The sequence below is a fragment of the Pseudomonas sp. AL 58 genome, from assembly GCF_036348395.1.
GTDB lineage: Bacteria > Pseudomonadota > Gammaproteobacteria > Pseudomonadales > Pseudomonadaceae > Aquipseudomonas > Aquipseudomonas defluvii.
The window spans coordinates 21,608-46,786 of sequence record NZ_JAZBQR010000010.1; the positions used below are offsets into that span (position 1 = coordinate 21,608).

The following is a 25,179-nucleotide window of genomic DNA, read 5'->3' on the forward strand; positions in this document are numbered from 1 at the left end:
AAATTGTAAAATAGCGCGCCTCAGAGACATGAACGTAGCGATACGGAAACGTCAAAGAGTTCGAAGCGGTAGAGATACAGTTTTCGAAATTGCAGTAGCTGAAATGTAGTTCCGCGATAGCTCAGTCGGTAGAGCAAATGACTGTTAATCATTGGGTCCCTGGTTCGAGTCCAGGTCGCGGAGCCAATTTCGGGGTGTAGCGCAGTCCGGTAGCGCGCCTGCTTTGGGAGCAGGATGTCAGGAGTTCGAATCCCCTCACCCCGACCATTTTCAGGGTCGTTAGCTCAGTTGGTAGAGCAGTTGGCTTTTAACCAATTGGTCGTAGGTTCGAATCCTACACGACCCACCATTTTCGAGTCTGACCCGTCAGGCTCGAATCTTAAAAGGCATGACACCGTATGTGTCATGTAACGGAAAGAAGGTGCTGAAAGGCATCATCTTTTTACCGGGGTGTAGCGCAGTCCGGTAGCGCGCCTGCTTTGGGAGCAGGATGTCAGGAGTTCGAATCCCCTCACCCCGACCATACATGTAAAGAAGGCGCCCCTAAAAAGGCGCCTTTTTTCGTTTCTGTGTCCCTTCCCCGTGTGAGCTTTCTACAGCTCCTGCCGTTTGTTCCGCTATCAAAAGCGTTGAGCCTGAAAAATTGCCTCAATCTACGGGCGCTATGTGCCATGCAGCGCAGAGCACCGTCGGGTGATCACCTGAGCGACCACCCGACAGGTGTGGCATCAGTGCAGCTTCAAGCGTGGTTCAGTACCGCGCCCGATGCGGCTGCCGAGCATCAGCATCAAGGTGCGGAAGGTGCCGTAGAGTGCCATCTGGTGCATGCGGTACAACGAGACGTAGAACATCCGCGCCAACCAGCCTTCAAGCATGACGCTGCCTGTCAGGTTGCCCATCAGGTTACCCACTGCCGAGAAGCTGGACAGCGACACCAGCGAGCCGTAATCACGGTAGGCATAGGTCGGCAAGGGCTTGCCTTCCAGGCGAGCCTTGAGCCCCTTGGCCAGCAGCGAGGCCTGTTGGTGAGCGGCCTGTGCCCGTGGCGGTACATTGCGGTCGCTGTCAGGTTGTGGGCAGGCGGCGCAATCACCAAAGGCAAAGATGTCGTCATCCAGGGTGGTCTGCAGGGTAGGGCGTACCAGCAATTGGTTGATGCGGTTGGTTTCCAGGCCGTCGATATCCTTGAGGAACGCCGGTGCCCGAATACCCGCTGCCCAGACCTTGAGGCTGGCTTCGATGACCTCGCCAGTGCTGGTCTTGAGCGACTCGGCTGTCACTTCACTGACTGCCGCGTTGGTCATGACCGTCACCCCAAGCTTCTCCAGCGTCTTGTGCACTGGCACGCTGATACGCTCCGGCAGGGCCGGCAGCACACGTGGGCCTGCCTCGATCAGGGTAATGTGCATGTCCTGCGGCTTGATCCGGTCCAGGCCATAGGCCGCCAGCTCGTGCGCCGCGTGGTGCAACTCGGCTGCCAATTCCACCCCGGTAGCCCCCGCTCCAACAATCGCCACGCTGATCTTCTGGTTGGCGTTGTCGCCTGCGTGGGCGCGCAGGTAGTGGTTGAGCAACTGCTGGTGGAAGCGCTCGGCTTGTTTGCGGGTGTCGAGGAACAGGCAGTTTTGCGCCGCGCCCAAGGTGCCGAAGTCGTTGGTATTGCTGCCGACGGCAATCACCAGGGTGTCGTAACCCAGGGTGCGCGCCGGCAGCAGCTCACGACCGTCCTCGTCCAGGGTGGCGGCCAGTTGAATCTGCTTGTCGGTACGGTCCAGCCCACTCATGCGCCCGAGCTGAAACTGGAAATGATTCCACTTGGCTTGCGCCACGTAGTTCAGTTCGTCCTCGGACGTGTTGAGCGACCCGGCCGCCACCTCGTGCAACAGCGGTTTCCAGATGTGCGTCAGGTTGGCGTCTACCAGGGTGATTTGGGCTATGCCACGCTTGCCCAGGGTTTTACCCAGGCGGGTCGCCAGTTCCAGGCCGCCAGCGCCGCCGCCGACAATCACGATACGGTGAGTCATGGAGATATCTCATAAGGTTTACGGAATTCGGGGCCTGAGTGATCAGCCGCAGGCGGCGTGCGGCGTGGGCGAGCGCAAGGCAGCTCATAGCACCAGTTGACTCAGGAGGCGACTGACCAGGCCCAAACCGATCGTCACGACCAGCACCAGCACAAGGAGCAGCCAAGGCCGGAAAGGCTTGCGCTCGACTTGATGTTGCGGGGCTCGCAGGTAGTGATCGACACGTTGTTGATCTTCGGGGGTCAGACGGCTTGTCATGGGGGCCTCGCCAGATAGACGTTTGTGACTATGGGAACGCTATAGCGTTCACTCTAGTCGCTTGCCAAAGGTCCGTCCGGCGGTAATGAAAGGGTGTTCACAACGAATGGTTAGGCTTTTTATCACCGGCGTTGATTTTTTGCCATAACGCTTTTGCACAAGGGTGGGTCAGAGGCTGATACCGACATCAAAGAGAATGCTGCGGCCCAGATTACTGCGCAAAAAGTCTGGGGCATCAGGGTGCGCGAACAGCACACGGGCAAAGGTCGGGCCGACCAGCGACAGCGACCGCCAGCCCTGACGCAGGTACTCGGTGGGCGGCGGGAAATGGCTGTTCAGATCAAGCACCTCCCGTTTCAGGCTGGCAAAGGCAATGATGTCCAGCTCACCTAAATCGAGGCCGCGCTCCTTGTAGTTGTGCGCTTTTTTCCTCAGCGTTGGCGCCAGGCGGGCCAGCAGTTCGTGGGCGCTGATGCGCCTTGGGCGGGCCTCGCGGCGTACCAACTGGCTCAGTGAGAAAGCACTGCGGCGACGTTGCAACTCTTCGCGCCACTCATCGTTCAGGCGGCGACCCTCGTCGAGCACGAAGAACACTTCAAAGGCCGCATCACGAAACAGTACATCCGGCGGCTCCTGGCCAGCAGGTGTAAAGTCGTCGTTGCGGTAGGGTATGTTCAGGCCTTGCAGCAGGCGCTGGCAGACCCAACGCTCGCGTTCCCATTTACGAGCATTGGAGAGGAACGCATTGGCCTGCTCGGCCTGAATCGTGAGCAGGCGTAGATAGTCTGAGTCGTCCATGGGACAAGCTTAGCGCTCAATTGTGATGCTTAAAGAAAAAATCTGTCGAAACAGAGGGTTCGGGGCGTTGGCGCTACTAAAGTGTCATCGCTCGACCCTCAATCGCAGCCTCTGAGCATCGGTTGTAGACTTTGCAGCAGCGTGACACTACCCCACAGGTGCTCTCAACATCAAAAGGGCAATGAACGAGTGATAAGTGCTGAAGTTCTTTCCGATACAAGCCTGAGCGTTGGCTGGCTAGCCTACGTCCCGCTGCTGATATGGGCGGTGGCGCGTACGCGCTGGGTTGAACTGTTTGCCGACAGTCGTCGCCAACACCTGTTGTTCGGTACCGTCTTTGCGTTGTTCGCGCTGTGGCTGGTACGACGGGACTTCGACACCGGCGTGTCCTATCACTTTATCGGTATGACCGCGGTAACCCTGTTGCTGGACTGGCCGCTGGCGCTTGTAGGGGGCTTTATCGCACAGGTGGGCTTGGTGATGCTGGGGCGCCAGGACCTGGCGGCCATGGGCGTCAACGGCCTGTTGTTCATTGGCCTGCCAGTGCTGGTCACCGAGGTGTGCGCGATAGCCGTCGAGCGCGCACAGCCAAAAAACCTGTTCGTGTACATCTTCTGTTCCGGCTTTTTCGCAGCGGCACTGGCGGCATTGCTCTGCCTGTTGGCGGGTTTGGGCCTGCTATGGCTGGATGGTCGCTTTGTAATGCCGGAATGGCTTGAGGATTTTATCGGTTACCTGTGGCTGATCATTTTCCCCGAGGCCTTCATCAACGGCATGGTGGTCAGCGCATTGGTCGTGTTTTGCCCAGAGTGGCTGGAAACCTTCAACAGGACCCGCTATCTGCAGGCCCCGTGGAAGGATGATGAGCCCAAGCCTTAGTGTTCGCGGTGGTTGAGTTCACCTGAAAACAGCTCATCTTCAGCGTCCGGTGCTACCGGAATCTTGTGCTCTTCGGCGGCCCAGGCGCCCAGGTCGATCAATTTGCAGCGGTCGCTGCAGAAGGGGCGGAAAGGGCTGGCAGCGCTCCATTCGACGGGGGCGCCACAGGTTGGGCATTCTACGGTCAGGGGTTGGCTCATGGTTGGCCTCCACGCAAAGTCAGGTAAAAGTGATGCAGGCGGTCGACCTCCGAATGCAGCCAGCTCAGATCGCGGTCGTTGACCACTACGTCGTGGGCGTGGCGCAGGCGTTCTTCACGGCTGGTCTGGGCCTTGAGAATGGCCTGGACCTGCTCGGGGTTGGTCTGGTCGCGCAATAGCGTGCGCTCGACCTGCAGGGCTTGCGGCGCATCAATCACCAGCAAGCGCTGGGTGCGCTTGAACTGGCCGGACTCGATCATCAAGGGCGAGACGAACACGGCATAAGGTGATTCGGCCTTGGCCAGGTAGCTGAAGATTTCCTGGCCGATCAGCGGGTGCAGCAAGGCCTCCAGCCAGCGGCGTTGCTCCGGGTCGGCGAAGATCAACTGGCGCAGTGCTGCACGGTCCAGTTGGCCATCGGCTTGCAGCACGCCAGGGCCGAAGCGCTCGACAATGCTGGCCAGGGCAGGGCGCCCGGGCTCGACCACCCAGCGTGCTGCTTGATCGGCGTCTACCAGGTGTACACCCAGTTCGACGAAGCGCTGTGCAGCGGCGCTTTTGCCACTGCCAATACCGCCGGTCAGGCCGAGAATCCAGGGGGTGAAGGCAGGTGTTGTCATCGGAATCCAGCAAGCTGCAAATAGGAAGTGGTTATTTGACCACCCCAGAGCAGTGCGATCCAGCCTGCAATTGCCAGATAGGGCCCGAAGGGGATCGGCGTGCTACTGAGCTTGCCGCTCAGGCGCAACATGATCAGGCCCAGCACGGCACCGATCAACGATGACAGCACCAGCGTCAGGGGCAGTATCTGCCAGCCGCCCCAGGCGCCCAGCATGGCCAGTAGCTTGAAGTCGCCGTAACCCATGCCCTCCTTGCCGGTCACCACGCGGAACAACCAATAAACCGTCCACAGGCTAAGGTAGCCAGCGATGGCGCCCCAGAACGCGTTTTCCAGCGGTACGAACAACCCAAAGGCGTTGCACACCAACCCCAGCCAGAGCAATGGCAGTACCAGCGCGTCGGGCAACAGCTGATGCTCGATGTCGATCAGGCTCAAGGCCAGCAATCCCCAGCTCAGCACCATGAAGGCTGCCGCTTGCAGGGTGAAACCAAAGTGCCAGGCGGCAAACCCGGTCAGGGTCGCGCACCCCAGTTCAACCAACGGGTAACGACAACTGATAGGGGTTCGACAGCTTGAGCAGCGCCCCCGTAAAAACAGGTAACTCAGCAGCGGCACGTTTTCCCAGGCGCGGATGCGGTGCTGGCAATGGGGGCAATGTGAAGCGGGCAGGAACAGGTCGTAGCGCTCAGCTGGCTGTGTTGGCAGCTCAAGGACTTCACGCGCCTCCTCGTGCCATTGCCGTTCCAGCATGATCGGCAAGCGGTGGACCACTACGTTGAGGAAACTACCTACGACCAGCCCCAGCAACAGGGTGGTGCTGAGGTAGACCAGGGGCTGGCTGGCCAGCGTATCCATGAGGTTCATGTTCAGATCACGTCGCCCAACTGAAAGATTGGCAGATACATTGCGATTACCAAGCCCCCCACCAGTACCCCCAGGATCAATACAATCAAGGGCTCCAGCAGGCTGGCCAGGGTATCGAGCATCTGGTCGATGGTCGTTTCATAATGGCTGGCAGTTTTATCGAGCATATCGTCCAACCTGCCGGATGTCTCGCCTACCACGCACAACTGCACCGCAAGGCTGGGAAACAGATGGCTGGCGTTCATGGCTGTGCTCAGTGGCAGGCCATTCGCGACCTCTTGGCGAAGCCGATGCACCGCCTGCTCGAACAGCGGATTGCCGCAGGCTGCTGCCACCGAGTTCAACGCTTCGACGAGTGGCACGCCAGCAGAAAAGGAAGTCGCCAGCGTGCGCGCGAAGCGTGCCAAGGCGACCTGTTGCAGCAGAGGGCCAGCCAGTGGCAGCTTCAGCGCATGGCGCAATGCCCACAGCTTGAACGCCGGCTTGCGGCGCCAGGCCCAGTGCCCGGCCAACAGCCCAGCCCCAGCCATCAGCAGCAACCCGCCTATGTGATCGCTCAACCATTGGGACACACCAATGACCTGGCGCGTAAACAGCGGAAGCTCTGCGCCAAAGCCTGCGAACAGTGACTGGAACTGCGGCACCACCTCAAGCAGCAACACCGCCGACACCCCAAAGCCGACCAGCAGCACCAGTACGGGATAGGTCATGGCCTTTTTCACCCGCGCTTGCAGCGCCTGGCGCTTTTCCTGAAGGTTCGCCACCTGGTCCAGCAGCGTATCCAGGCTGCCCGAGTGCTCACCGACCGCAATCAGGTTGCAGTACAACGCATCGAAACAACGCGGATGCTTGCGCAGCGCATCGGCCAGGCTGCTGCCGGCAGCAATTGCCTGTTTAAGCGCCAGCAGCAGGCGGCGCAGGTGCACGTTACTGCAGCTTTCGGCCAGCATGTCGAAGGCTTGCAGCAGTGCGACGCCGGCCTTGAGCAAGGTCGCCAGTTGCCGGGTAAAACGGGCCAGCTCCGCTGAACTGATGGGGTTGCCGAGGTGCAAGGTGAGCAACTCGGCTACCCGCCCCGATGTGTATCGGGCCTGTGTATCGACTGAACGCCTGTGCGCGTTTCGTCGCAGGCGCTGTGCCCTGGGGCGTGTGATTCTGTTGGTCATCGCGACATCCTTGTTGCGCTGAACAGGTTCAAAATTGGTTACAGCTTGAGATGCTGTAGGGGGTGTGCGTTTACATCCCAGCCTCTAGAGTAGTCGAGGCCGGATCAGGGATAGCGTCTGGCAGGGTGACAAAAGGTGTCTATTCGGGCCTACTGCGCGGCTGCCGGCAGAGCACCCCGGCAACCGATTCGGTCCAAACAGGGAGAACGTCCATGAACGGGCAGCGTGGCATCACATTAATTGAGCTGATGATCGTCGTGGCGATCATCGGCATCCTGGCGACCATCGCCTTACCCATGTACACCAACCACCAGGCGCGAACCAAGGCCACCGCCGGGCTGGCGGAAATCTCCGCCCTCAAGACCGCCCTCGAAGTGCGCTTGAACCAAGGCGCAGACGTTGCCAACGTCGCCGCCATTGGTGGCCAGGAGCGTACCGCCAACTGCGCCATTACCGCCGTGGGCAGCGCGGTGGCGGGCACCGGCAGCATCGTCTGCAGCCTGCTCGATGCACCAGCGCCAGTGCTGGACAAAACCATCAGCCTGACCCGCTCGGCCACCGGCTGGAACTGCACCACCACCATTGCCAAAGACTACGCCCCCGCCGGTTGCAGCACGCCTTGAGCGGCTGGCAGAACAGGGAGCAATAGCTGTTATTAAACAGTGATTTGCGTAACCGTCGCGGCAGTGGTAGCGTTGCTGTCACGCCGGTGTAGCTCAGTCGGTAGAGCAGCGCACTCGTAACGCGAAGGTCGCAGGTTCGATTCCTGTCTCCGGCACCAGTAAACGCAAGGCTTATAGCGCTTTTGGTTATTACCCCATGTTTTCCCGCGTGACAGCAGGATGACAGCAAAAGAAAGCCCCACTCAGGATAATCTGGTGGGGCTTTTTCATGTTCTCGTCCCTACGGGAGTGTTACTGAAAGTCCAGAGTTTGGGCCTGGCGGCAGACCTAAGACGGTGTCGATTCCTGTTGTTGCTCGCAGATCATCTAGTAGCTGCTGCGGATTAAATTTCTTACCAATAATTGCTTGAGACTCTGGGCGAGGGTTAGCAGAGGTGCGAGCCCGGTAAGCGATCAGATAGGGAACATCCTCGGCTAACGCCTTCAGGCACAACCCCCTGATGTAAAAACGGTTGAACTCGCCTTCCGCAAGCGTATCCGGAGCCGTAACCGGGATCTGCGCTTGCGTGAACCCACCACTCGGCTTGGCGCGATTTTCATGACTTTTGAGGAGCCGACGTTCTCTAATTTGATTTGCCAACCATACATCGGAGTGGTTGCCTGCTGCCTCCTTGAGGGTTTCTGGCCAGAGCCTTACACCTTCATCGTTCAGGCGCGGACTTTTGTAGATACTTCCTTTATCTAAATCGAAAGTCACTTCTCGGACCATATTTGCGCGAACATCCGCATCCATGTCCCTGTATTCAAGACCCATGATTACTTCCCTTCGTTGTCCATCGCGGGCAAGACCTTGCCCTCTTGAGGTTCAGGTATGGCGTCGATTAGCTAGCATACCCATCGTCCACTGCGTCACCACTCCGGCGCAGTCGATTCGACGCTAGCATTTTGATGGCGCAACGTCCAACAAGCCCAAATCAATAGGAATCGAAGAAGTGTTGCAAGGAATCTCTTAGGACGTTGTTGCATCTCTAATGCGGAGTACGGTTGTGGTTGAGCAATTCGCGTGTCGAGCAGTTACGCGGATGCCGAGGCCAGCGGCGAGCAGTTAATAAACACGTTTGTGCAGATCCGTGTCGACTGGGCGTCCCAGATATTTGCCAGCAGCCTTGGCCTTTTGAATGTCCTAGGCCTGCTGCTCCCGGCGCTGTTCCTAGTCCTTGCGTGCGATTGCTGCGATCATCTTCACCAGCATCGAGTTGATCGCAGCAAACATCCGGTCGGTGAACTCGTCGCCTTTGGTGTCGCGCATACCATGGTGGCTGGTGGGCAGATCGAGCGCGACGACGCGTAGCCCCTTGGCATCAATGGCAGGCTTGAGTTTGGCCCAATCATCGGCGGGCAGGCGGTCGATTGGATTCGACCAGCAGCACGTCCCCCTTGCGAGCGTCCTTGAGCAGGCGCAGCAGCTCGGGCCGATCGGCGGCGACTCCGCTGGTATTCTCCAGGTACTTGCAGGCTATGACCTTGTTGTGGTCGCTGGCGAACTTCTCCAGCGAGGCACGGGTGCGGCTGGCGTCCTTTTCGTCAGTCGAAGCTCGAAGGTAGGCGCGGATGAACATGATGCAAACTGTATCAGTTATGGGTTTGTCCTAGGTGTGAAGGAACTTGCTCGATAGCAGGTTCCTCATTCAAGGTTTTCAGTTACGCTGGCCCTTGGCCTCTGCCTCCATCTCCACTTCTTGGATGTACTCCTCTCCCGACCGCACCTTTTCCAAGATGTCTTTGCAAGCTTCTGAATAGCGGTGCGACTGGACTTCTGCACCGTTCATGATCGCGCAGTGATACTTATTGTCGAATCTCTTGATATCGATACCGGTGGTTTCAGCAATCGTCCTCAGTAAGCGATCGCAAGCATGCCAGGCTTGATATCCCATCGCCTGACCCAGAGTGGTAAGGGTATAAGGGAAGTTAAGGTTGAATGCCAGGCCATCGGCGCCGTCGGCAATTCCATATAGCTTGGCCAACTCCCCATCGGCTTCCGTTACGTTGGCCAGCACTTTGTAGTCTACCTGGATAGGGTTTCTAGGGATGTCGGTCCGCACTAGTTGGTAGGTGCGAGCGAGCAAAGCCCTGAGCAATCTGGGATTCACACTCTTCAACGCTTCGTTTGCTCCGAAGGCTGAATAGACCCAGCTAAAGTCATTGGCGACGACACTTTTGATGATCACGCTGCGATGATCAGATACCGGAATGAGCCTCTCACGGCGAGGGTATTCTTCCGAGAAATCACGATCTTCCCACTCCAGAATGTAAATATTCGGGATGAGCTTGCCTTCCTCCGATAGGATTTCGTCAATGTCCGCGAGGATTGCTTTGATGTTCGGGTCCTCAGCCCTGTAGCCAATGAACACTAACGGGTGTTCAGCGAAAAATGCGAGAAGCTTGGCGGACAAATACTTTTTACGTTTGATGAATTCCTCGTAGTCAGCTCTGGTTAGTACGATACTTTCGGGTTGAGAGGCGCAGCCATGGATTTTGAAAATCTCTCCGATACTCGAATGGTTGGCGTAAAGGATCCGTTGCCCCACGATAGCTTCGTAATCGGGGAAGAAGCCCTCCAGCAGCTCATCGTAATTGGTGGTAATCACGGAGTGCGGCCGTATTTTCTTTAAAAGCTCAATCTCATCCGGCAGGCCGGGTTTTTCCGTTGCCAGGAGTTCTTTGAAAATCTTGGCAACGGTGTACTTGATGTAGACCTGCGGAGAGCTTGTTTCGTCAAATAATTCCTGTGGAAACTGATCTTGACCCGTCCCCCACGCCCAGTCGTTGTACTTCTCCGAGAATTCTGTGCCAATGTCCACGAAGTCGGGGTAGCGTTGCTTGTAGTAGGCAAACTGTCGTGTGATCTCAGGGCACTGCGTCGCTAGCTCCTTCAGTAGCTCCTCCCAGTTGGGGCCCTTCAAGTAGCGCTTCGTGAAGCCTGACCCCACAAACAATATGGGCTGGCACGCCATATCTCCTATGCAGGTTTTGATGTCTTCCGTCACATCTTCGATGTATTTCACGTAGTCCCTTGGCATGGCACTTCCCTCTCCTGACAGTAATGGCAAAACGTCATATCGCATTTCCTGGATTGTCTTTCAAGAGATAAGGAAGGGCTTGCCAAGCTCATGTATGGATAGCTGGATACGGCCTTGCGGCCCACCAGTGCTAAACCCTACATGAAGGGATGCCGGCACAAGCCACACGGATGCCTGTAGGCTTGCAGGAGCAGGATGAATTTTGCGGAGTAGTCAGAACGATGATCGTAGTTGTCGACGGTATCAGCGCCAGCGGAAAAACCACCTGGTGCGCAAAGCATGGAGGGCAATATGTTGTTCCTGAAAATGGACGTTTCAAGGACGAGCCGAATCGACTGCAAGACCCCGTCGGAGCCGCAGCGTTCTGGGCTGAGCGAAACGTAGATCGCTGGCAGGCAGCGCTCGCTACGGAAGCAATGTCTTCGTGGGTTTTGTGCGATAGCGACCCTCTCAAGCTCCACTACATTTGGAGCTTCTGGCAGATCGGCGAGGCCAGCGAACACGACTGGCGATTGGAGTTGGCGGCTACACGAGAAACGGTAGCCCAAAGGCGGATTGGCTTTGCTGACTGTTACATTGTTGGCCGCATCGATCCGCAGCTCGCGCGCGAACGAGCCAACGCAGACACCACCCGCCGACGGAGTAAGTTCGAGCTACACGTGCGCCTCCAAACCGCTCTTTTGAACTGGTACTCAGCCATCGAAGAGGTACTTCCAGGCCGGGTGCAATTCGGTTTTCCTTCAGAAATGCCGACTTTGAAAAGCCTTGATGGAAGGTATGCGCTAGAGGCTTTTGATCAAATGATCGCATCGCTCCCACGACCTCATACCGCTTAGTGTTTCAGTGCCTGGCCCAGGCTGCGCTTGTTTAAAGCGCTGCCATAAGCGCGGCGACGATTTTTTCGTGGCGGGCCTGGGTCGAATCTCGCCCCAAGCTGGCGCGTTATTCCTTCACGTTCATGTATTCCCGCGCCCAGGCGATGTAGTCGTTCGGGGCGGTGTACTTGGTTACCAGTTCCGAGGCGTTTAGCGCGTTTTCGACAGGGATGCCGCGCTGCTCACGAAGGCTGTCGTAGGTGGCTTTGATTGCCGCGAAGTAGGCGGCATGGCCGTCGACCACGATGCGCACGCCCAGTTTGGCCAGGCGGCTGTCGTCGCGCAGTTCCGGGTTGCCGTAGGTGACCAGCATCAGTGGCACGCTCAGGCCTTCTGCGATGGCCTCCAGGTGTTCAAAGTCTTTCACCCCGACCAGGCAGATGCCGTCGGCGCCTGCGTCCTGATAGGCGCGGGTGCGGTGGATGACGTCGGTCAGCGGCTGCACGCCGGCATGGGTGCGGGCGATGATTGCCAGGGCGCTGTCGTCGCGTACTTCCAGGGCGGCGCGCAGTTTGCCAACGCCTTCCTCGACGCTGATCAGGTCGTAGGACTTGCGGCCGAATTGGGCTGGCAGCAGGGTGTCTTCAAGGGTCAGTGCGGCGACGCCGGAGCGCTCCAGTTCGATGACGGTACGCATGGCATTGAGGGCATTGCCGTAGCCGTGGTCGGCGTCGGCGATCACGGGCAGGCGGGCCACACGGCCGATGCGTGTGGCTTGTTCGGCAAACTCGCTGAGGGTGATCAGGGCGATGTCCGGGGCGGCGAGCACTTGCAGGGACGCGACCGAGCCGCCGAGGATGCCGACTTCAAAACCGAGGTCGGCGGCGATACGCGCCGACAACGGGTCGAACACTGAGGCAGTGTGGTAACAGGCATGGCTGGCAAGCAGGGCACGAAAGGCATTGCGCAGCTCATGGTGACAGGTTTTTTGCATGGTCTGATCCCTTGAGTCTTGGTCTGGTCTTTTACGGTTCAGCTTTTGCAAGACCTGTACCCGAAGGTTGTAATGCACATGTTACGGTTGTTGGATTGGCGTTTCTGGCGATTGTGCGGGGAAAAGACGCCACTTTTCAGGACACGGATGGCGGAAATCCGCCGGAAACCGCGTAATGGTGCGCCTTAGGCGCCGATGTGTGAAGGGGCGATCACGGTTTTCCTGCCGTGGCCGCCCGGCCGGGTCACTTGATAAAGCGGACCTGGCTGTTGATCTTCTCGATGACCGATCCTTTGCGCTCGTTGAAGCGCACCTTGTTCTGCTCGAACAGGTTGTTGCCCTTGGTATCGATCGAGATGATCAGTGGGCCGAACTCGCGCACCCGGTTTACCCACAGGGTTTCCGGCATGCCAAGGTCTTGCCACTCGGCGCGCTCGATTTCCTCTACCTTGGTGGCGGCAAGTACTGCGCAGCCACCGGGAAACACGGCATGCACGGCCTTGTTTTCCAGGCAGCCGGCGGTGGTTTCCGGGCCCATGCCGCCTTTGCCAATGATCAGCTTCACACCGGTTTCCTCGATGAACTGCTTCTCGAACTTTTCCATCCGCATGCTGGTGGTCGGCCCGATCGACACCATCTCGAAGCTGCCATCATCTTTTTTCCGCACAATGGGCCCGGCGTGAAAGATCGCTCCGCCGCGTAAATCCACTGGCAGTTCGCGCTTGAGCTCAATCAGCCGGCGGTGGGCTACATCGCGGCATGTCACCAACTGACCGGTAAGATAAACAACGTCGCCGACGTTAAGGGTTGCGAGGTCTTCATCCTTGATCGGGGTGGTCAGAACTTTAATCACAGTACTACTCCTTCGTGGGAGAGAATGTCGTAGGACAGGTCGGCGTTGATGCGGATCTTGCCGCGGCGGTGCGCCCAGCAGCCTGTGGATACAGCGACACCAATGGTCGACGGGTGTCGTGCCGAAGACTCAATGTTTACGCCCATCACGCTGCTGTTCCCGGTCAAGCCTTGCGGGCCAATGCCGATCTCGTTCAAGCCCTCCTCGAGTAGCTTTTCCATCAGTGCGGCGTTTTCGTTGGGGTGGCTAGAGTCCACCGGGCGCAGAATTGCCCGTTTGGACAGGCGCGCTGCCGTTTCCACCGAGGTAGAGACGCCCACGCCAACCAGCAGTGGCGGGCAAGCGTTCACGCCGCGAGAGGTGATGACGTCGAAGACAAACTCGGTCACGCCCTCATAGCCCTGTCCTGGCATCAATACCTTTGCCGATCCCGGCAGGGTGCACCCACCCCCGGCCATGTAGACGTCGATCAGTGCGTAGTCGGCGTCGGGAATGATTTCCCAGTCCAGCCAAGGGATCTTGGAACCGGTGTTGGTCCCGGTGTTTTTCTCGACAAAGGTTTCCACGGCGTTGTGGCGCAGTGGGCCTTTGATGGTTGCTTCCAGCGTCGCGTTTTCCAGGATGCTTTCCAGTTCTCCCAGCAGCGGGAACCTGGCACCCGCCGAGATGAAGTACTGAATCACCCCGGTATCCTGGCAGCTCGGGCGATCCAGCTTGTCGGCGAACTCCTGGTTCTCTGCCATAGAGTCGTAGACCGCGATAGCCAGAGGATTGGTTTCTGCCGCGCGCAACTGGGCGGTTTTTTTCTTTACGTCGGTAGGAAGGCGTTTACCGATATAAGCGGTGAACTTGGCCATCACGTCGGTGAGTGATTGAACGGCTGATTCTTTGTCCACTTTCATTCTCCTTACTGCATCACAAGGCGGGTTTGCTGGGGCGTTGCTGGCGTGTGCTCTGGGTCAGGCGCCGCTGGCTGTCGTTGTCGGTTTTTCGGTTTGGTTTAGCGGCGATGACTTCAGCGCCTGGCTCTGTTCCGGCAGTGCGTTGCCGTTCAGCACCTGCTCCATTCGGGATTTGTCGAGCGAGCCAACCCACTTGGCGATCGCCATGGTGCCGACCGCGTTGCCGATGGTGTTGGTGATGGCGCGGGCCTCGGACATGAAACGGTCTACGCCGAGTAGCAGCACCATGCCGGCAACCGGAATGTTGTCCATGGTGGCCAAGGTGGCGGCCAGCGTGATGAAGCCGGAGCCGGTAACGCCGGCAGAGCCTTTCGAGGTGAGCAGCAACACGCCGAGTACGATCAATTGGTCGGTCAGGGTCAGCGGCGTGTTGGTGGCCTGAGCGATGAAGATGGCCGCCATGGTGTAGTAAATGCACTGGCCGTCGGGGTTGAAGGTCAGCCCAGAGGGGATCACCAGGCCCACCACCGGCTTGGAGACGCCGACATTTTCCAGCTTGTTCATCAGTTGTGGCACCACGGACTCTGACGAACTGGTGCCCAGTACCGTGAACAGCTCATCCTTGATGTACTTGAGGAACTTCCACAGGCTGAAACCGGACAGGCGGGCGATGAAACCGAGGACGATGCCCACGAACAGAAAGCAGGTCACGTACATGGTCGCCATTAGCTTGCCCAAGGAAACGATCGAGCCCAGCCCGTACTTGCCGACGGTGAACGCCATTGCACCGCAGGCGGCCAGCGGGGCCACACGCATGACCATGCCGACGATGTGGAACATGCCGTGCGAGAAGGCTTCCAGCACATCGACCAGTGGTTTACCGCGTGGCCCCAGATGGGAAAGCGCAATACCGAACAGGGTCGAGAACAGCAGGATCTGCAGAATCTCGTTTTTTGCGAAGGCGTCGGTGACGCTCGCAGGAATCACGTGCAGCAGGAAGTCAGTGAAACTGCCGGAACCGCTGGCTGCGGCGGCCGTGTAACTGGAAATGCTCTGAGTGTCGAGGGTGGCGGGGTCGACGTTCATGCCTTGGCCGGGTTGTACAACGTTGACCACAACCAGGCCCAGCACCAGGGCGAAGGTGGAGAGAACCTCAAAATAGATCAGCGCTCTTATGCCGACCCGGCCGAGCTCCTTCATGTTCTCCATCTTGGCGATGCCGAGCACCACGGTGGCGAAAATGATGGGCGCGAAGACCATCTTGATCAGTTTGATGAAGGCATCGCCCACTGGTTTCAGATCGACGCCGACGTGCGGCCAGAACACACCGAGCGCGATGCCGATGGTCACGCCAATCAGGACCTGGACATACAGCTTTCCTATGAATCGCTTGGCCATAGCCTTCTCCGCATTATTGTTATGAGTCGGATTACTTACTGGCGGTTGGGCTATCTGACGAATGCAGGCAAAGCCGTGCTGTGGCAGATGAACAGCCCAATAGGTTTGTGGTTAATCACGGGAGTAAAAGGTAATGGTTTTTCTAAAATGGCGTAATACAATGAAATTCACTTCATTGTTTCCTTAGAGTTAATTATGAATCAGGTGTCGGAGCTGGCCTTTTTCGCCCAACTGATCAAGATGGGTAGCCTTGCGGCCACCGCCCGCGAGCTCAATCTGACACCGCCCGCAGTCTCAAAGCGGTTGGCGCACCTGGAGCAGCGGCTCGGTGTGCGCCTGCTCAATCGCACCACGCGTAGCATCAGCCTCACCGCCGAGGGCGAGCTTTACCTGATCAATGCCCAGCGGATCCTCGGTGAAATCGAGGAAATGGAGCGTCAAGTGTCGAGTAGCCGGGCCGAGCCCAAGGGACTGCTGCGCGTTAATGCCCCGCTGGGGTTTGGCCGCACCCATGTTGGCCCGGCGATCTCGTCGTTCCTCAGGCGCTACCCGGAAGTCGAGGTGCAATTGCACTTGAGCGACCGACCGATCAACCTGCCGGATGACGCCATTGACGTTGCCATTCGCTTCGGCGAGCTGCCCGACTCCCGCTTGATTGCCCGCAAGATCGCCTCGAACCGCCGCCGCTTATGCGCTGCTCCGGCTTATCTGGAGGCGTTCGGATGCCCTGAAATGCCAAAGGACCTGATGCAGCACAACTGCATCGTGCTACGCCAGAATGATGCGGCTTTCGGCATCTGGCGGCTGAGCCGGGGCAAGCAAACCGAGTCGGTCAAGGTGCGTGGCAGCCTCAGTACCAATGACGGTGAGGTGGCGCTGAATTGGGCTCTGGATGGCCATGGCATCCTGATGCGCGCCGAATGGAACCTTGCCAATCACCTGCGTGCTGGCCGGTTGGTGGAGGTGCTGGGAGACTACGAAACACCGCCTGCGGACATTTATGCGGTCTATCTTGAGCGCCTCAATCTGTCCGCGAAGGTGTCCTTCTTCATCGAACACCTGCGCGACTTTTTTCGGCGTAACGCTGACGGGCCGGGCGATAGCCTGTCGGCGTGGCAGTGAGTGCACCCTGGGCGAACCCATCAACAACCAGGCACACCCTCAATGCTTGTGCCGGTGATGGATATCGGGAAAGTGCGGGTGGCTGTGTCGGATCGGTGCGTGGTGGTGCAGGTGGTTGTGGGGTTCAGTGCCATCCCAATCGAAGTCGTGTTCATGTTGGTGATGCTCGTCATGGGTATGTCGATGGCTGTGCACCAGCGGTTCATGTTGATGCTCGTGTGCATGGTTCTCGGTCAGGTGTATCCAGACACCCAGCGCCATCAGCGCGGCGGCGATCCAGAACAGCCATGACACCGACTCCCCAAGCATCAGGATCGAGAGGGCCGCGCCCAGAAAGGGCGCCGTTGAGAAGTAGGCGCCGGTACGTGCGCTGCCGAGCCCACGCAGGGCCAGTACGAACAACACCAGGCTGACGCCATAGCCAAGAAAGCCCACCAGCAAGGTAGGCAGCAGTGTGCTGATTGCCGGCAGTTGGGCGCCGATAGCCAATGCCAGCGCGCAGTTCACCACACCCGCGCTCAAGCCTTTGAGGCCTGCGATGAACACGGCATCGGACGCTGAGACTTTGCGCGTCAGGTTGTTATCAATGGCCCAGCACAGGCAGGCAAACGCCACGGCCAGCGGGCCGGTCCAGTCATGGGCCGATGTGCTTTCCTGAGGCCAGGAGAGTACACAGCCCCCCAGAACGATGACGATCATGCCGAGCACGATTCGACGATCAGCGTTCTCCTTGAACACGACCCAGGCCAGCAGGGCGGTCAGTACCGACTCCAGATTGAGCATCAGGGAGGCGGTCGCCCCTGAGGTACGTGTCAGGCCGAACATCAGCGCAATCGGCCCAAGCACGCCGCCGAATGCGATGGCGGCGAGCAGCCATGGCCATTCAGGGGCTGTCAGGCCGCTGCTGTGCCAGCCTCGGTCTCGAATGCACCGCACAAGGGTCAGGCCCAGGCCGCTACCCAGGTACAACAGCCCGGCCAACAGCACAGGAGAAAGGCCCACGCCCAGAAACTTGGCCAGTGGTGTGCTGGCGCCAAACAGGGCAGCTGCGGCCAGCGCGTACAAAACACTCACGTTCATTCGGGGGGAGCCTTCCACTTGAGCGGTTCAAGCGTTCATCATACGGCCTCACCCGAATGAATACCTTTACCGGGCCTTAATACGGGCAATCAGGGATCCTCAATATGACGCACATCGCCCCGAAGGCTGCCGACACCCTAGCCGTACCACCGCCGCCGGTGAGTTTTTGGCACGCCTTTATGTTTTGGCTCAAGATGGGTTTTATCAGCTTCGGCGGCCCAGCCGGGCAGATCGCAATCATGCACCAGGAGTTGGTCGAGCAGCGGCGCTGGATTTCCGAGCGTCGGTTCCTGCATGCCCTGAACTACTGCATGTTGCTGCCCGGCCCCGAAGCTCAGCAACTGGCCACCTACATCGGCTGGCTGATGCACAGAACCTGGGGCGGGGTGATTGCCGGTGTACTGTTCGTGCTGCCATCGCTGTTTATCTTGATTGGCCTGTCCTGGGTCTACATCGCCTTTGGTGACGTGCCGGTGGTGGCCGGGTTGTTCTATGGGATCAAGCCTGCCGTGACCGCCATCGTGATCCAGGCGGCTCACCGTATTGGCTCACGGGCACTGAAAAATAGCTGGCTGTGGTCGATTGCTGCGGCGTCCTTTGTCGCGATCTTCGCCCTCAATGTGCCGTTCCCGTTGATTGTGCTGGGCGCCGCTGTGTTGGGTTACCTGGGCGGTCGTTTTGCGCCGGCCAGGTTCAGTAACAGCGGTGGGCATGCTGCAAGCCGGGCCGCCTATGGCCCCGCGCTGATCGACGATGAAACCCCTACACCCGCACATGCACGTTTCCGCTGGTCGCGTCTGGCGCAACTGTTGGTTGTTGGCGCGGTGCTCTGGGTATTGCCAATGGGGGTGTTGACGGCGCTGTTTGGCTGGGGCGGTACCTTGACCCAGATGGGCTGGTTTTTCACCAAGGCTGCACTGCTGACCTTTGGTGGTGCCTACGCGGTGCTGCCCTACGTTTATCAAGGCGCGGTCGGCCACTATGGCTGGTTGAGCCCAACGCAGATGATCGATGGCCTGGCGCTGGGTGAGACCACCCCCGGGCCGTTGATCATGGTGGTGGCTTTTGTCGCCTTTGTGGGTGCTTACCTGCAGCAGGCGCTGGGCGGCGAGCACCTGTTCCTGGCCGGCGCGGTTGCCGCGTGCCTAGTCACCTGGTTCACCTTCCTGCCGTCGTTTCTGTTCATTCTGGCGGGTGGCCCGCTGGTGGAGTCGACGCACAACGTGCTGAAGTTCACCGCACCGTTAACCGCCATCACCGCGGCTGTCGTCGGGGTGATCCTCAACCTGGCGCTGTTCTTCGGTTATCACGTGCTCTGGCCCAAAGGCTTCAGCGGTGCGTTCGATGGGGTATCGGCGTTGATCGCCGTGTCGGCCGCGATTGCGCTGTTCCGCTTCAAGCGCGGCGTGATCCCGGTTCTGATGGCGTGTGGGCTGGCCGGGGTGGTCGTGCAGTTACTGCGGCACGCATGACTGAACGGTGCCCTCAACGGCACTCGCGACCACGCGGTTGCGGCCCAACTGCTTGGCCTGGTACATCCGGTCGTCCGCTAGCTTCAGGGTTTCGGAGAGCTCTTTGGCGTCGTCCGGCCAGTGGGCGACCCCCAGGGAAATCGTGATGCGCCCAACAAGCGCCATGGGCGCTTGTTCAACGGCCACGCGCAGGCGCTCGGCAAAGTTGCCGGCGGCTTCAAGTGAGGTGCCAGGCAGCAGGATCAAAAACTCTTCGCCACCCACGCGGCATACGCTGTCCGCTTCGCGCGAATACTTCTGCATGATTTTCGAGAGCTGCACCAGGACCTTGTCGCCGGTGTCATGGCCATAGGTGTCGTTGACCCGCTTGAAGTGATCGATGTCGAGCACCACGACGGAGAAGGCTGTCTGCTCGCTGCGGTAGGTTTCCAGTACTTGGGCCATGGCCCGCCGGTTGAGCAGGCCCGTCAGCGGGTCGGTTTGTGCGTCCTTGTTCAACTTGCCGATCTTGCTTTGCAGCAAGGAGATGCCTAACAGCAAGGCGCGCTTGATCTGGGTTGACTCGAAGTACCAGGATTTTACCGCGCGGATCTTGCCCTGCGCTTCCGGGCTGTCCATGTTCTTGGCGCAGTCGGCCAGTTGCCCCAGCGGCGTCGAGATCAGCCGTGCCAGCCACCAGATGGCAAGCATTCCCAGCAGGCCAACCGGCAGAATGCCCTTGAGCATGTTGATCATCAGCGTGTTCAACGCCAGCAGCGATGTCTCGATCGGCTGCTGAGAAACGATGCCCCAATGCGCCGAGGTAATGGGCGCGTAGCCGGCCAGCATCTCGACATCGGCGGTGTTGATGACCTGGCTTTTTCCGCTTTCGCCACGAATCACGGCATCAATCACCGTGTTGGGGCCGACGGCCTCGCCGATCCGATTGGGGTCGGGGTGGTAGAGCAGCTTGCGGTTTTCATCGACGACGTAAATGTAGGAGCTGTCGGTGTAGAAGTGGCTGCCCAGCAGGCTGTGCAGCATGCTCTTTTGCTTGAGGTAAATAGTGCCGCCGATAAACCCGAGGTAGACGCCTTGGTCGGAAAAAATCGGATGGGAAATGAACACCACCAAGTTGCCGGCGAACGAGACGAAGGGTTGGCTGATAAAGGGCTTCTGTTCAGTCAGTGCGCGCTGAGCATTCACCGAAGTAAGTGTACTTCCCACGATCTGAATCGTTTCAGGTGATATGGCTACAACTTTTCCCGTGGCATCGGCAACGGTTACCGAGTTGAAACTGTCGGTCTGGGATTTCAGGCGTTCAACTTCGTCTAGTGCTTGGCCAAGCCCGTCCGGCTTGCTCATCATGCGCGCACTGTAGGCGAGTTGTTGTTGGGCCGAATGCAGAAACTGATCGGTACTGGCAGCCAGTTTCGCCGCATAAATACGGTTTGATTCGAGTGTGTTGTCGATCAACTGCTGGCGCTGAACGCGATAACTTGAATAGAGCGCGTTGCCTAGCGTAATAAGTGCAGTCGCAATCGCGAGAAGCAGTATTAAACCACGAAGGTCAATCTTGAAAAGCGACTTGCCACTCATCTAAAACGAACCGATATTTGCATTTGGGCGGCATTATCATACGGCATTTCACCCTCGCTTGGCCGTGGCTTTTTGTCTAAGTTGGCTGAGCATTTTTGCAATCTGTGCTTGTACCCATGCACTGTGCGCGCTCATTCTGGGCAGCGCCCGCGCCTGTTAACAGGTGCGGTGCGGGTCAATATTCCCTGCATTACCCAGGTGGCATATCGCATGAAAGAGGCAACGCAGCACTTGGCACTGTATGTTCGCGCGCTGCATGGCGCAGAAAGTACGGTGTGTGTTCGCGACTATACCGTCAGCTCAAACAGCACCGTGGATGAAGGGCTTGAGGTCAGGGAAGACACCCTGACCGCGACGTTTACCAACGGTGTGGTCATTCGGCGCACCCTTGAACAAGACCGCTTGCCGGTCAGTGCGGACACCTGCCCCGAGTGCTGGATCATCTATGAAGTGCTGGAGTGCCCGGTCGACCAGTTTACGGTTGCACCCGCACACATGACCTTCAATTCGACGTGCCGCGAAACCTGGTGGATGACCTACCACAACTAGTGCCCGCGCGCAGGTGAAGCGCTTTCACGCACAGAGCCACGCTTTGCTGTTGCGTGCACCGGGGGCCGCCGGTATGGTTGCGCGGTCACGGTCAATTCCGTGACCGACCTTGGCCGGTCGAATCAATCAAGGCGCACAAGCGCCCACCATCCGAATGCAGGCGCTTTTTGGCGCTTGCATGTCGTGCTATGGCGGCTGTGCGCGGGACACCTTCGGGTGTGCCGGGTGCCTTGATTCCCGGTCGGCCAACCTGCGTACAGTCGCCACCATTCACTTGCTTGGCCGCAAGCGGTGACGGCTCCTCTAATCAAGGAGTTTCTATGCACACCTCCGATTCCCCTCCGATTACGACCGCACAAGGTGTGGTGTTCCATTGCACGGGCGATGCACACCAGCAGCGCGCGCTGTTCTGCGTGGTTGACGGTGTACCGATAGCCGATGCGCTGAGCAGCATTTCCGATTTGCTGGCCCCCGCGCGAGCGGCGGTGTATGCCGCTGCCATGGGTGAGCAGGTGCTGGCCGGAGACAGCGCCTGGCTGGTGCACCATAGCCTCGACAGCGCCAAAGCCGTGGTGGATGCCCTGATCGGGACACTCAACCCGCCGTAAAGGTGCTAGCGTTGACCCCACTATAAAAAGGGGGGCGCATGTCGATCATCCTTCAGCAGCACCCGGCGCCGGTTGCCGGTGCCTCAGGCGAGGCTTTTCGTGAGCAGGCCGCCGATGGTTTCAGCCTCGGCGGTTTTACCTGGCGTCATGGCAAGGCCGATTCCGCGCGGGCGGTGGTCATCATCAACGCCGCGACCTCGGTACGCTGCCGGTTCTACTTCCGTTTCGCCGAGTACCTGTTTGCCAATGGCTTCGATGTGATCGTCTACGACTACCGGGGCATCGGTGAGTCGCGGCCGGCGTCGATGCGCGGGTTTCAGGCGTCCTGGTCCGACTGGGGCGTACTGGATTTCGAGGCGATGCTGCAGCGGGCGATGCGTGTGTTTCCCGGTCAGCCCATTGATGTCATCGGCCACAGTTTTGGTGGGTGTGCCGCGGGGCTGGCGCCTTCGTCGGCGGTGATTCGGCATTTGGTCACGGTGGGGGCGCAATTTGCCTACTGGCGTGATTACGCGGCGGCCAGCCGTTGGCAACTGGTGTGCAAATGGCATGTGTTGATGCCGTTGCTGACACGGTTGTGTGGCTATTTTCCGGGCAAGCGGCTGGGCTGGCTGGAAGACACACCGGCTGGCGTGGTGCGTGACTGGAGCCGATCCAGTGCGCGCTATGAAACGCGGCCCAGTGGTCAGGCGTTGGCCGAGTTGCACTTTGCCCGGGTGACGGCGAAAACCCTGGCCATCAGCCTGAGCGATGATCCGTTTGGTACCGTACCGGCGATTGAGCGATTGCTGGCGTATTTCAAGGCCAGCCCACGGGTGCACCTGCGTATTGCCCCTGAAGATATCGACGAGGCGCAGGTGGGGCATTTTGCGTTTTTTCGTAGCCGCTACGAAGGGCGTTTATGGCCGATTGCGTTGGGGTGGTTGAAGCGTGGCGAACTGACCGCGTGCGCACCGGGGCGGGTGATCCCGCCCTACGCCTGACGTGCAGCCTGTAGGAGCCGGGCTTGCCCGCGATGCAGGCGCCGCTCAGCCACTGGCCCCCCGCTGACGCCATCGCAGGCAAGCCAGCTCCAACAGGGATTGTAGGAGCCGGGCTTGCCCGCGATGCAGGCGCCTCGTATCCACTGGCACCGCGCCGGGGCCATCGCAGGCAAGCCAGCTCCAACAGGGATTGTAGGAGCCGGGCTTGCCCGCGATGCAGGCGCCTCGTATCCACTGGCACCCCGCTGACGCCATCGCAGGCAAGCCAGCTCCAACAGGGATTGTAGGAGCCGGGCTTGCCCGCGATGCAGACGCCGCGAACTCACTGGCACCCCGCTGACGCCATCGCAGGCAAGCCAGCTCCAACAGGGATTGTAGGAGCCGGGCTTGCCCGCGATGCAGACGCCGCTCAGCCACTGGCACCCCGCTGACGCCATCGCAGGCAAGCCTGCTCCAACAGGGATTGTAGGAGCCTGGCTTGCCCGCGACGCAGGCGCCTCGTATCCACTGGCACCGCGCCGGGGCCATCGCAGGCAAGCCAGCTCCAACAGGGATTGTAGGAGCCGGGCTTGCCCGCGATGCAGGCGCCGCTCAGCCACTGGTACCCCGCTGACGCCATCGCAGGCAAGCCAGCTCCAACAGGGATTGTAGGAGCCGGGCTTGCCCGCGATGCAGACGCCGCTCAGCCACTGGCACCCCGCTGACGTCATCGCAGGCAAGCCAGCTCCAACAGGGATTGTAGGAGCCGGGCTTGCCCGCGATGCAGACGCCGCGCAGCCACTGGCACCCCGCTGACGCCATCGCAGGCAAGCCTGCATCCCACAGAGAATGCAGTGTTCTGCACAGATCCCTGTGGGCGATGCCGTTTGGGTCAGGCTTTGCGCTTCAGCGGCTGTGCGCTGAATTTCACGCCCGCCAGGCCATGCTCGATCAGGGCACGAATGTTGGCGTGGTCGGTGCCTTGTGGTGTAGCCACTACGCTGCGGTAGTGTTCGCCGAACGCCAGCAGCGCTTCCTGGTCGCTCAGGCCTTCCAGCAGGGCCAGGCCCAGGGTTTTGCACGAGCCTTCGTTCTGCCCGGCTGCGTTTTCGACGCCGCCATTGTTGAACGCCTGTGGCTGGTAGTCGTAGCCCGCCGCGATGAACGCCAGGGTGTCGGCAAAGACGTGTTCGCCGCTGTTGAGGCTGGCGCGCAGGGTGGTCAGGTCAGTCATGGGGTTTTCCTTTGGCAAACGCCGCCTGTTGTTCTGGGCTGGCTTCTTTCTGGTATTGGCTTTTCCACTCGGCATAAGGCATGCCGTACACCACTTCGCGGGCGTCATCCAGGCTGAGGTCGATCTGGCGCTCGTCGGCAGCAGCCTTGTACCACTTGGACAGGCAGTTACGGCAGAAGCCGGAGAGGTTCATCAGGTCGATGTTCTGCACGTCGGTACGCTTGCGCAGGTGTTCGACCAAGCGGCGAAAGGCCGCCGCTTCGAGTTCGAGTTGCTCTTGAGGCGTCATGGCTAGTCTCGTGAAGGTGTGGCGCAGTGGGTCAGTTTACCGCGATACGGCTTTTTTCAGGTGGCGACCACCGTTGATCACCACGCTGCTGCCCGTGCTGTACTGGCTCTCCAGCAGGAAGAGCACCGCGTCGATCAACGGTTGAGCCCCGGGCTCGAACTCCAGCAGGGCCTTTTTCAGGGTTTGCTGGCGGTACTCTTCGTCGCTGTTTTCCTTGAGGATCAGCAAGCCCGGAAGGATCGCGTTGACGCGTACGCGCGGTGCGTACTTTTCTGCAAAGGACAGCACCATGTTCTGCAGCGCCGCCTTGGTTGCGGCATAGCCAATATGGCTTTTGCTGCCGCGCGAGGAGGTTTCATCGCAGATATGGATGATGTCTGACTTGTCCAGCTTCAGCAGGTGTTCGCCCAGGGCCAGGTTGAGGTGGTAGGGCGCCTCTACATGCAACTTGAACATGGTATTGAGGTTGGCCAGGCTGTCGTCCAGCCACAGCGAGGCGTTGTGGATGATAGCGCGCAAGCCGTCGAAGTTGTCTTGCAGGAACTGGATCAGCGCCAGGCGATCTTGCTCGTCGCACAGGTCGGCCTGGAACTGGATGATGTTCGGGTGCGCGGCCTCTGGGCTCTTGCTACGGCTGGCGCTGACGACGGTATGGCCGGCTTGCGCAAGCCTCAGAGCCAGTGCCAGGCCAACACGTTGGCTGGCTCCGGTGACTAGAATTGGGCTGTTCATGTAAGGGCGGTCAACTTTTCTTACGTGTTCGCAGGGTTAGTGCCCAGCATACCCGAACTGCGCAGTGTTGCACGCGC

26 protein-coding genes, 5 tRNA genes and 1 pseudogene are annotated in these 25,179 nt (G+C 59.2%); 13 read left to right on the forward strand and 19 right to left on the reverse strand.

Annotation, left to right across the window (positions count from 1 at the left end):
- Positions 1-110: 110 nt before the first annotated feature.
- The 4 genes from UIA24_RS12565 (at position 111) to UIA24_RS12580 (ending at position 523) form a co-directional block, all read left to right on the forward strand.
- A tRNA-Asn gene (locus UIA24_RS12565) sits at positions 111-186 on the forward strand.
- 4 nt (positions 187-190) lie between these two features.
- Positions 191-267 (forward strand) — tRNA-Pro (locus UIA24_RS12570).
- A gap of 6 nt (positions 268-273) precedes the next feature.
- Positions 274-349: transfer RNA gene (locus UIA24_RS12575), tRNA-Lys, on the forward strand.
- A 97-nt stretch (positions 350-446) separates the two neighbouring features.
- A tRNA-Pro gene (locus UIA24_RS12580) sits at positions 447-523 on the forward strand.
- Positions 524-728: 205 nt separating this feature from the next.
- Here UIA24_RS12580 and UIA24_RS12585 read toward each other — a convergent pair.
- The 3 genes from UIA24_RS12585 to UIA24_RS12595 form a co-directional block, all read right to left on the reverse strand.
- The gene (locus UIA24_RS12585) at positions 729-2,024 is read right to left on the reverse strand and encodes an NAD(P)/FAD-dependent oxidoreductase (protein ID WP_099775780.1); all 1,296 of its coding nucleotides are present in this window, start codon (positions 2,022-2,024) and stop codon (positions 729-731) included.
- An 84-nt stretch (positions 2,025-2,108) separates the two neighbouring features.
- A complete protein-coding gene (locus UIA24_RS12590; protein WP_099775779.1) occupies positions 2,109-2,282 on the reverse strand; it encodes a DUF3094 family protein in 174 nt (57 codons plus the stop codon).
- 168 nt (positions 2,283-2,450) lie between these two features.
- Positions 2,451-3,080: a DUF1780 domain-containing protein gene (locus UIA24_RS12595; RefSeq protein ID WP_065758826.1), complete on the reverse strand. Its 630-nt coding sequence runs from the start codon at positions 3,078-3,080 to the stop codon at positions 2,451-2,453.
- Positions 3,081-3,269: 189 nt separating this feature from the next.
- Here UIA24_RS12595 and UIA24_RS12600 point away from each other — a divergent pair, with 189 nt between their 5' ends.
- Positions 3,270-3,959: an energy-coupling factor ABC transporter permease gene (locus UIA24_RS12600; RefSeq protein WP_065758825.1), complete on the forward strand. Its 690-nt coding sequence runs from the start codon at positions 3,270-3,272 to the stop codon at positions 3,957-3,959.
- Here the strand turns inward: UIA24_RS12600 and yacG are convergent.
- The 4 genes from yacG to UIA24_RS12620 are packed head-to-tail and all read right to left on the reverse strand — an operon-like array spanning position 3,956 to position 6,811.
- The gene (gene yacG / locus UIA24_RS12605; protein ID WP_065758824.1) at positions 3,956-4,159 is read right to left on the reverse strand and encodes a DNA gyrase inhibitor YacG; all 204 of its coding nucleotides are present in this window, start codon (positions 4,157-4,159) and stop codon (positions 3,956-3,958) included. The two genes, UIA24_RS12600 and yacG, sit on opposite strands and share 4 nt — an antisense overlap.
- A complete protein-coding gene (coaE, locus tag UIA24_RS12610) occupies positions 4,156-4,779 on the reverse strand; it encodes a dephospho-CoA kinase (protein ID WP_065758823.1) in 624 nt (207 codons plus the stop codon). Before coaE ends, yacG begins: the two co-directional genes overlap by 4 nt.
- Complete coding sequence (locus UIA24_RS12615) at positions 4,776-5,645, reverse strand: prepilin peptidase (protein ID WP_102052763.1); 870 nt, start codon at positions 5,643-5,645, stop codon at positions 4,776-4,778. The genes coaE and UIA24_RS12615 overlap by 4 nt, the downstream gene beginning before the upstream one ends.
- 2 nt (positions 5,646-5,647) lie before the next feature.
- Complete coding sequence (locus UIA24_RS12620; protein ID WP_330522982.1) at positions 5,648-6,811, reverse strand: type II secretion system F family protein; 1,164 nt, start codon at positions 6,809-6,811, stop codon at positions 5,648-5,650.
- Positions 6,812-7,023: 212 nt separating this feature from the next.
- Between UIA24_RS12620 and UIA24_RS12625 the strand changes: the two genes are divergently transcribed.
- Positions 7,024-7,434, forward strand: a complete 411-nt coding sequence (locus UIA24_RS12625) for a pilin (protein WP_330522983.1) — start codon at positions 7,024-7,026, stop codon at positions 7,432-7,434.
- A gap of 82 nt (positions 7,435-7,516) precedes the next feature.
- A tRNA-Thr gene (locus UIA24_RS12630) sits at positions 7,517-7,592 on the forward strand.
- 122 nt (positions 7,593-7,714) lie between these two features.
- Here UIA24_RS12630 and UIA24_RS12635 read toward each other — a convergent pair.
- The 3 genes and pseudogenes from UIA24_RS12635 to UIA24_RS12645 all read right to left on the reverse strand — a co-directional run bounded on the left by UIA24_RS12635 (position 7,715) and on the right by UIA24_RS12645 (position 10,514).
- On the reverse strand, positions 7,715-8,248 hold the full coding sequence (locus tag UIA24_RS12635) for a hypothetical protein (RefSeq protein WP_330522984.1): 534 nt from the start codon (positions 8,246-8,248) through the stop codon (positions 7,715-7,717).
- Positions 8,249-8,443: 195 nt separating this feature from the next.
- Positions 8,444-9,053, reverse strand: a pseudogene (locus tag UIA24_RS12640) (recombinase family protein).
- Between the two features lie 78 nt (positions 9,054-9,131).
- Positions 9,132-10,514, reverse strand: a complete 1,383-nt coding sequence (locus UIA24_RS12645; protein ID WP_330522985.1) for an SIR2 family protein — start codon at positions 10,512-10,514, stop codon at positions 9,132-9,134.
- Between the two features lie 221 nt (positions 10,515-10,735).
- On the opposite strand from UIA24_RS12645, the gene UIA24_RS12650 reads away from it, so the two are divergent.
- The gene (locus UIA24_RS12650) at positions 10,736-11,350 is read left to right on the forward strand and encodes a hypothetical protein (RefSeq protein ID WP_330522986.1); all 615 of its coding nucleotides are present in this window, start codon (positions 10,736-10,738) and stop codon (positions 11,348-11,350) included.
- 106 nt (positions 11,351-11,456) lie between these two features.
- Here UIA24_RS12650 and UIA24_RS12655 read toward each other — a convergent pair whose 3' ends face one another.
- From UIA24_RS12655 to UIA24_RS12670, 4 genes are all read right to left on the reverse strand, one after another.
- The gene (locus tag UIA24_RS12655; protein ID WP_065758814.1) at positions 11,457-12,323 is read right to left on the reverse strand and encodes an isocitrate lyase/PEP mutase family protein; all 867 of its coding nucleotides are present in this window, start codon (positions 12,321-12,323) and stop codon (positions 11,457-11,459) included.
- Between the two features lie 244 nt (positions 12,324-12,567).
- Positions 12,568-13,176, reverse strand: coding sequence for a L(+)-tartrate dehydratase subunit beta (gene ttdB, locus UIA24_RS12660; protein WP_330522987.1), 609 nt, complete (start codon positions 13,174-13,176; stop codon positions 12,568-12,570).
- Positions 13,173-14,072: a L(+)-tartrate dehydratase subunit alpha gene (ttdA, locus tag UIA24_RS12665; RefSeq protein ID WP_330522988.1), complete on the reverse strand. Its 900-nt coding sequence runs from the start codon at positions 14,070-14,072 to the stop codon at positions 13,173-13,175. Before ttdA ends, ttdB begins: the two co-directional genes overlap by 4 nt.
- Before the next feature lie 63 nt (positions 14,073-14,135).
- The gene (locus UIA24_RS12670; RefSeq protein WP_330522989.1) at positions 14,136-15,476 is read right to left on the reverse strand and encodes a dicarboxylate/amino acid:cation symporter; all 1,341 of its coding nucleotides are present in this window, start codon (positions 15,474-15,476) and stop codon (positions 14,136-14,138) included.
- Between the two features lie 195 nt (positions 15,477-15,671).
- On the opposite strand from UIA24_RS12670, the gene UIA24_RS12675 reads away from it, so the two are divergent.
- On the forward strand, positions 15,672-16,598 hold the full coding sequence (locus tag UIA24_RS12675; RefSeq protein ID WP_330522990.1) for a LysR substrate-binding domain-containing protein: 927 nt from the start codon (positions 15,672-15,674) through the stop codon (positions 16,596-16,598).
- Between the two features lie 39 nt (positions 16,599-16,637).
- Here UIA24_RS12675 and UIA24_RS12680 read toward each other — a convergent pair whose 3' ends face one another.
- Positions 16,638-17,678, reverse strand: coding sequence for a DMT family transporter (locus tag UIA24_RS12680; RefSeq protein ID WP_330522991.1), 1,041 nt, complete (start codon positions 17,676-17,678; stop codon positions 16,638-16,640).
- Positions 17,679-17,857: 179 nt separating this feature from the next.
- On the opposite strand from UIA24_RS12680, the gene chrA reads away from it, so the two are divergent.
- Entirely contained in the window at positions 17,858-19,150 is a 1,293-nt protein-coding gene (gene chrA / locus UIA24_RS12685; protein ID WP_330523042.1) for a chromate efflux transporter, read from the forward strand.
- Here the strand turns inward: chrA and UIA24_RS12690 are convergent.
- Positions 19,133-20,728, reverse strand: a complete 1,596-nt coding sequence (locus tag UIA24_RS12690; RefSeq protein WP_330522992.1) for a sensor domain-containing diguanylate cyclase — start codon at positions 20,726-20,728, stop codon at positions 19,133-19,135. The two genes, chrA and UIA24_RS12690, sit on opposite strands and share 18 nt — an antisense overlap.
- A 210-nt stretch (positions 20,729-20,938) precedes the next feature.
- Between UIA24_RS12690 and UIA24_RS12695 the strand changes: the two genes are divergently transcribed.
- The 3 genes from UIA24_RS12695 (at position 20,939) to UIA24_RS12705 (ending at position 22,868) form a co-directional block, all read left to right on the forward strand.
- A complete protein-coding gene (locus UIA24_RS12695) occupies positions 20,939-21,277 on the forward strand; it encodes a hypothetical protein (protein ID WP_065758808.1) in 339 nt (112 codons plus the stop codon).
- 320 nt (positions 21,278-21,597) lie between these two features.
- Positions 21,598-21,885 carry a DUF3077 domain-containing protein gene (locus UIA24_RS12700; protein WP_065758807.1) on the forward strand — a complete coding sequence of 96 codons (288 nt, stop codon included), beginning with the start codon at positions 21,598-21,600 and terminating at the stop codon, positions 21,883-21,885.
- Positions 21,886-21,923: 38 nt separating this feature from the next.
- Entirely contained in the window at positions 21,924-22,868 is a 945-nt protein-coding gene (locus UIA24_RS12705; protein WP_330522993.1) for an alpha/beta hydrolase family protein, read from the forward strand.
- Positions 22,869-23,739: 871 nt separating this feature from the next.
- Here UIA24_RS12705 and UIA24_RS12710 read toward each other — a convergent pair.
- The 3 genes from UIA24_RS12710 to folM are packed head-to-tail and all read right to left on the reverse strand — an operon-like array spanning position 23,740 to position 25,102.
- Positions 23,740-24,081 carry a HopJ type III effector protein gene (locus UIA24_RS12710; RefSeq protein WP_102052769.1) on the reverse strand — a complete coding sequence of 114 codons (342 nt, stop codon included), beginning with the start codon at positions 24,079-24,081 and terminating at the stop codon, positions 23,740-23,742.
- Positions 24,074-24,370: a DUF1244 domain-containing protein gene (locus UIA24_RS12715; RefSeq protein WP_099775766.1), complete on the reverse strand. Its 297-nt coding sequence runs from the start codon at positions 24,368-24,370 to the stop codon at positions 24,074-24,076. The genes UIA24_RS12710 and UIA24_RS12715 overlap by 8 nt, the downstream gene beginning before the upstream one ends.
- A gap of 36 nt (positions 24,371-24,406) precedes the next feature.
- The gene (folM, locus tag UIA24_RS12720; RefSeq protein ID WP_099775765.1) at positions 24,407-25,102 is read right to left on the reverse strand and encodes a dihydromonapterin reductase; all 696 of its coding nucleotides are present in this window, start codon (positions 25,100-25,102) and stop codon (positions 24,407-24,409) included.
- Between the last annotated feature and the right edge of the window lie 77 nt (positions 25,103-25,179).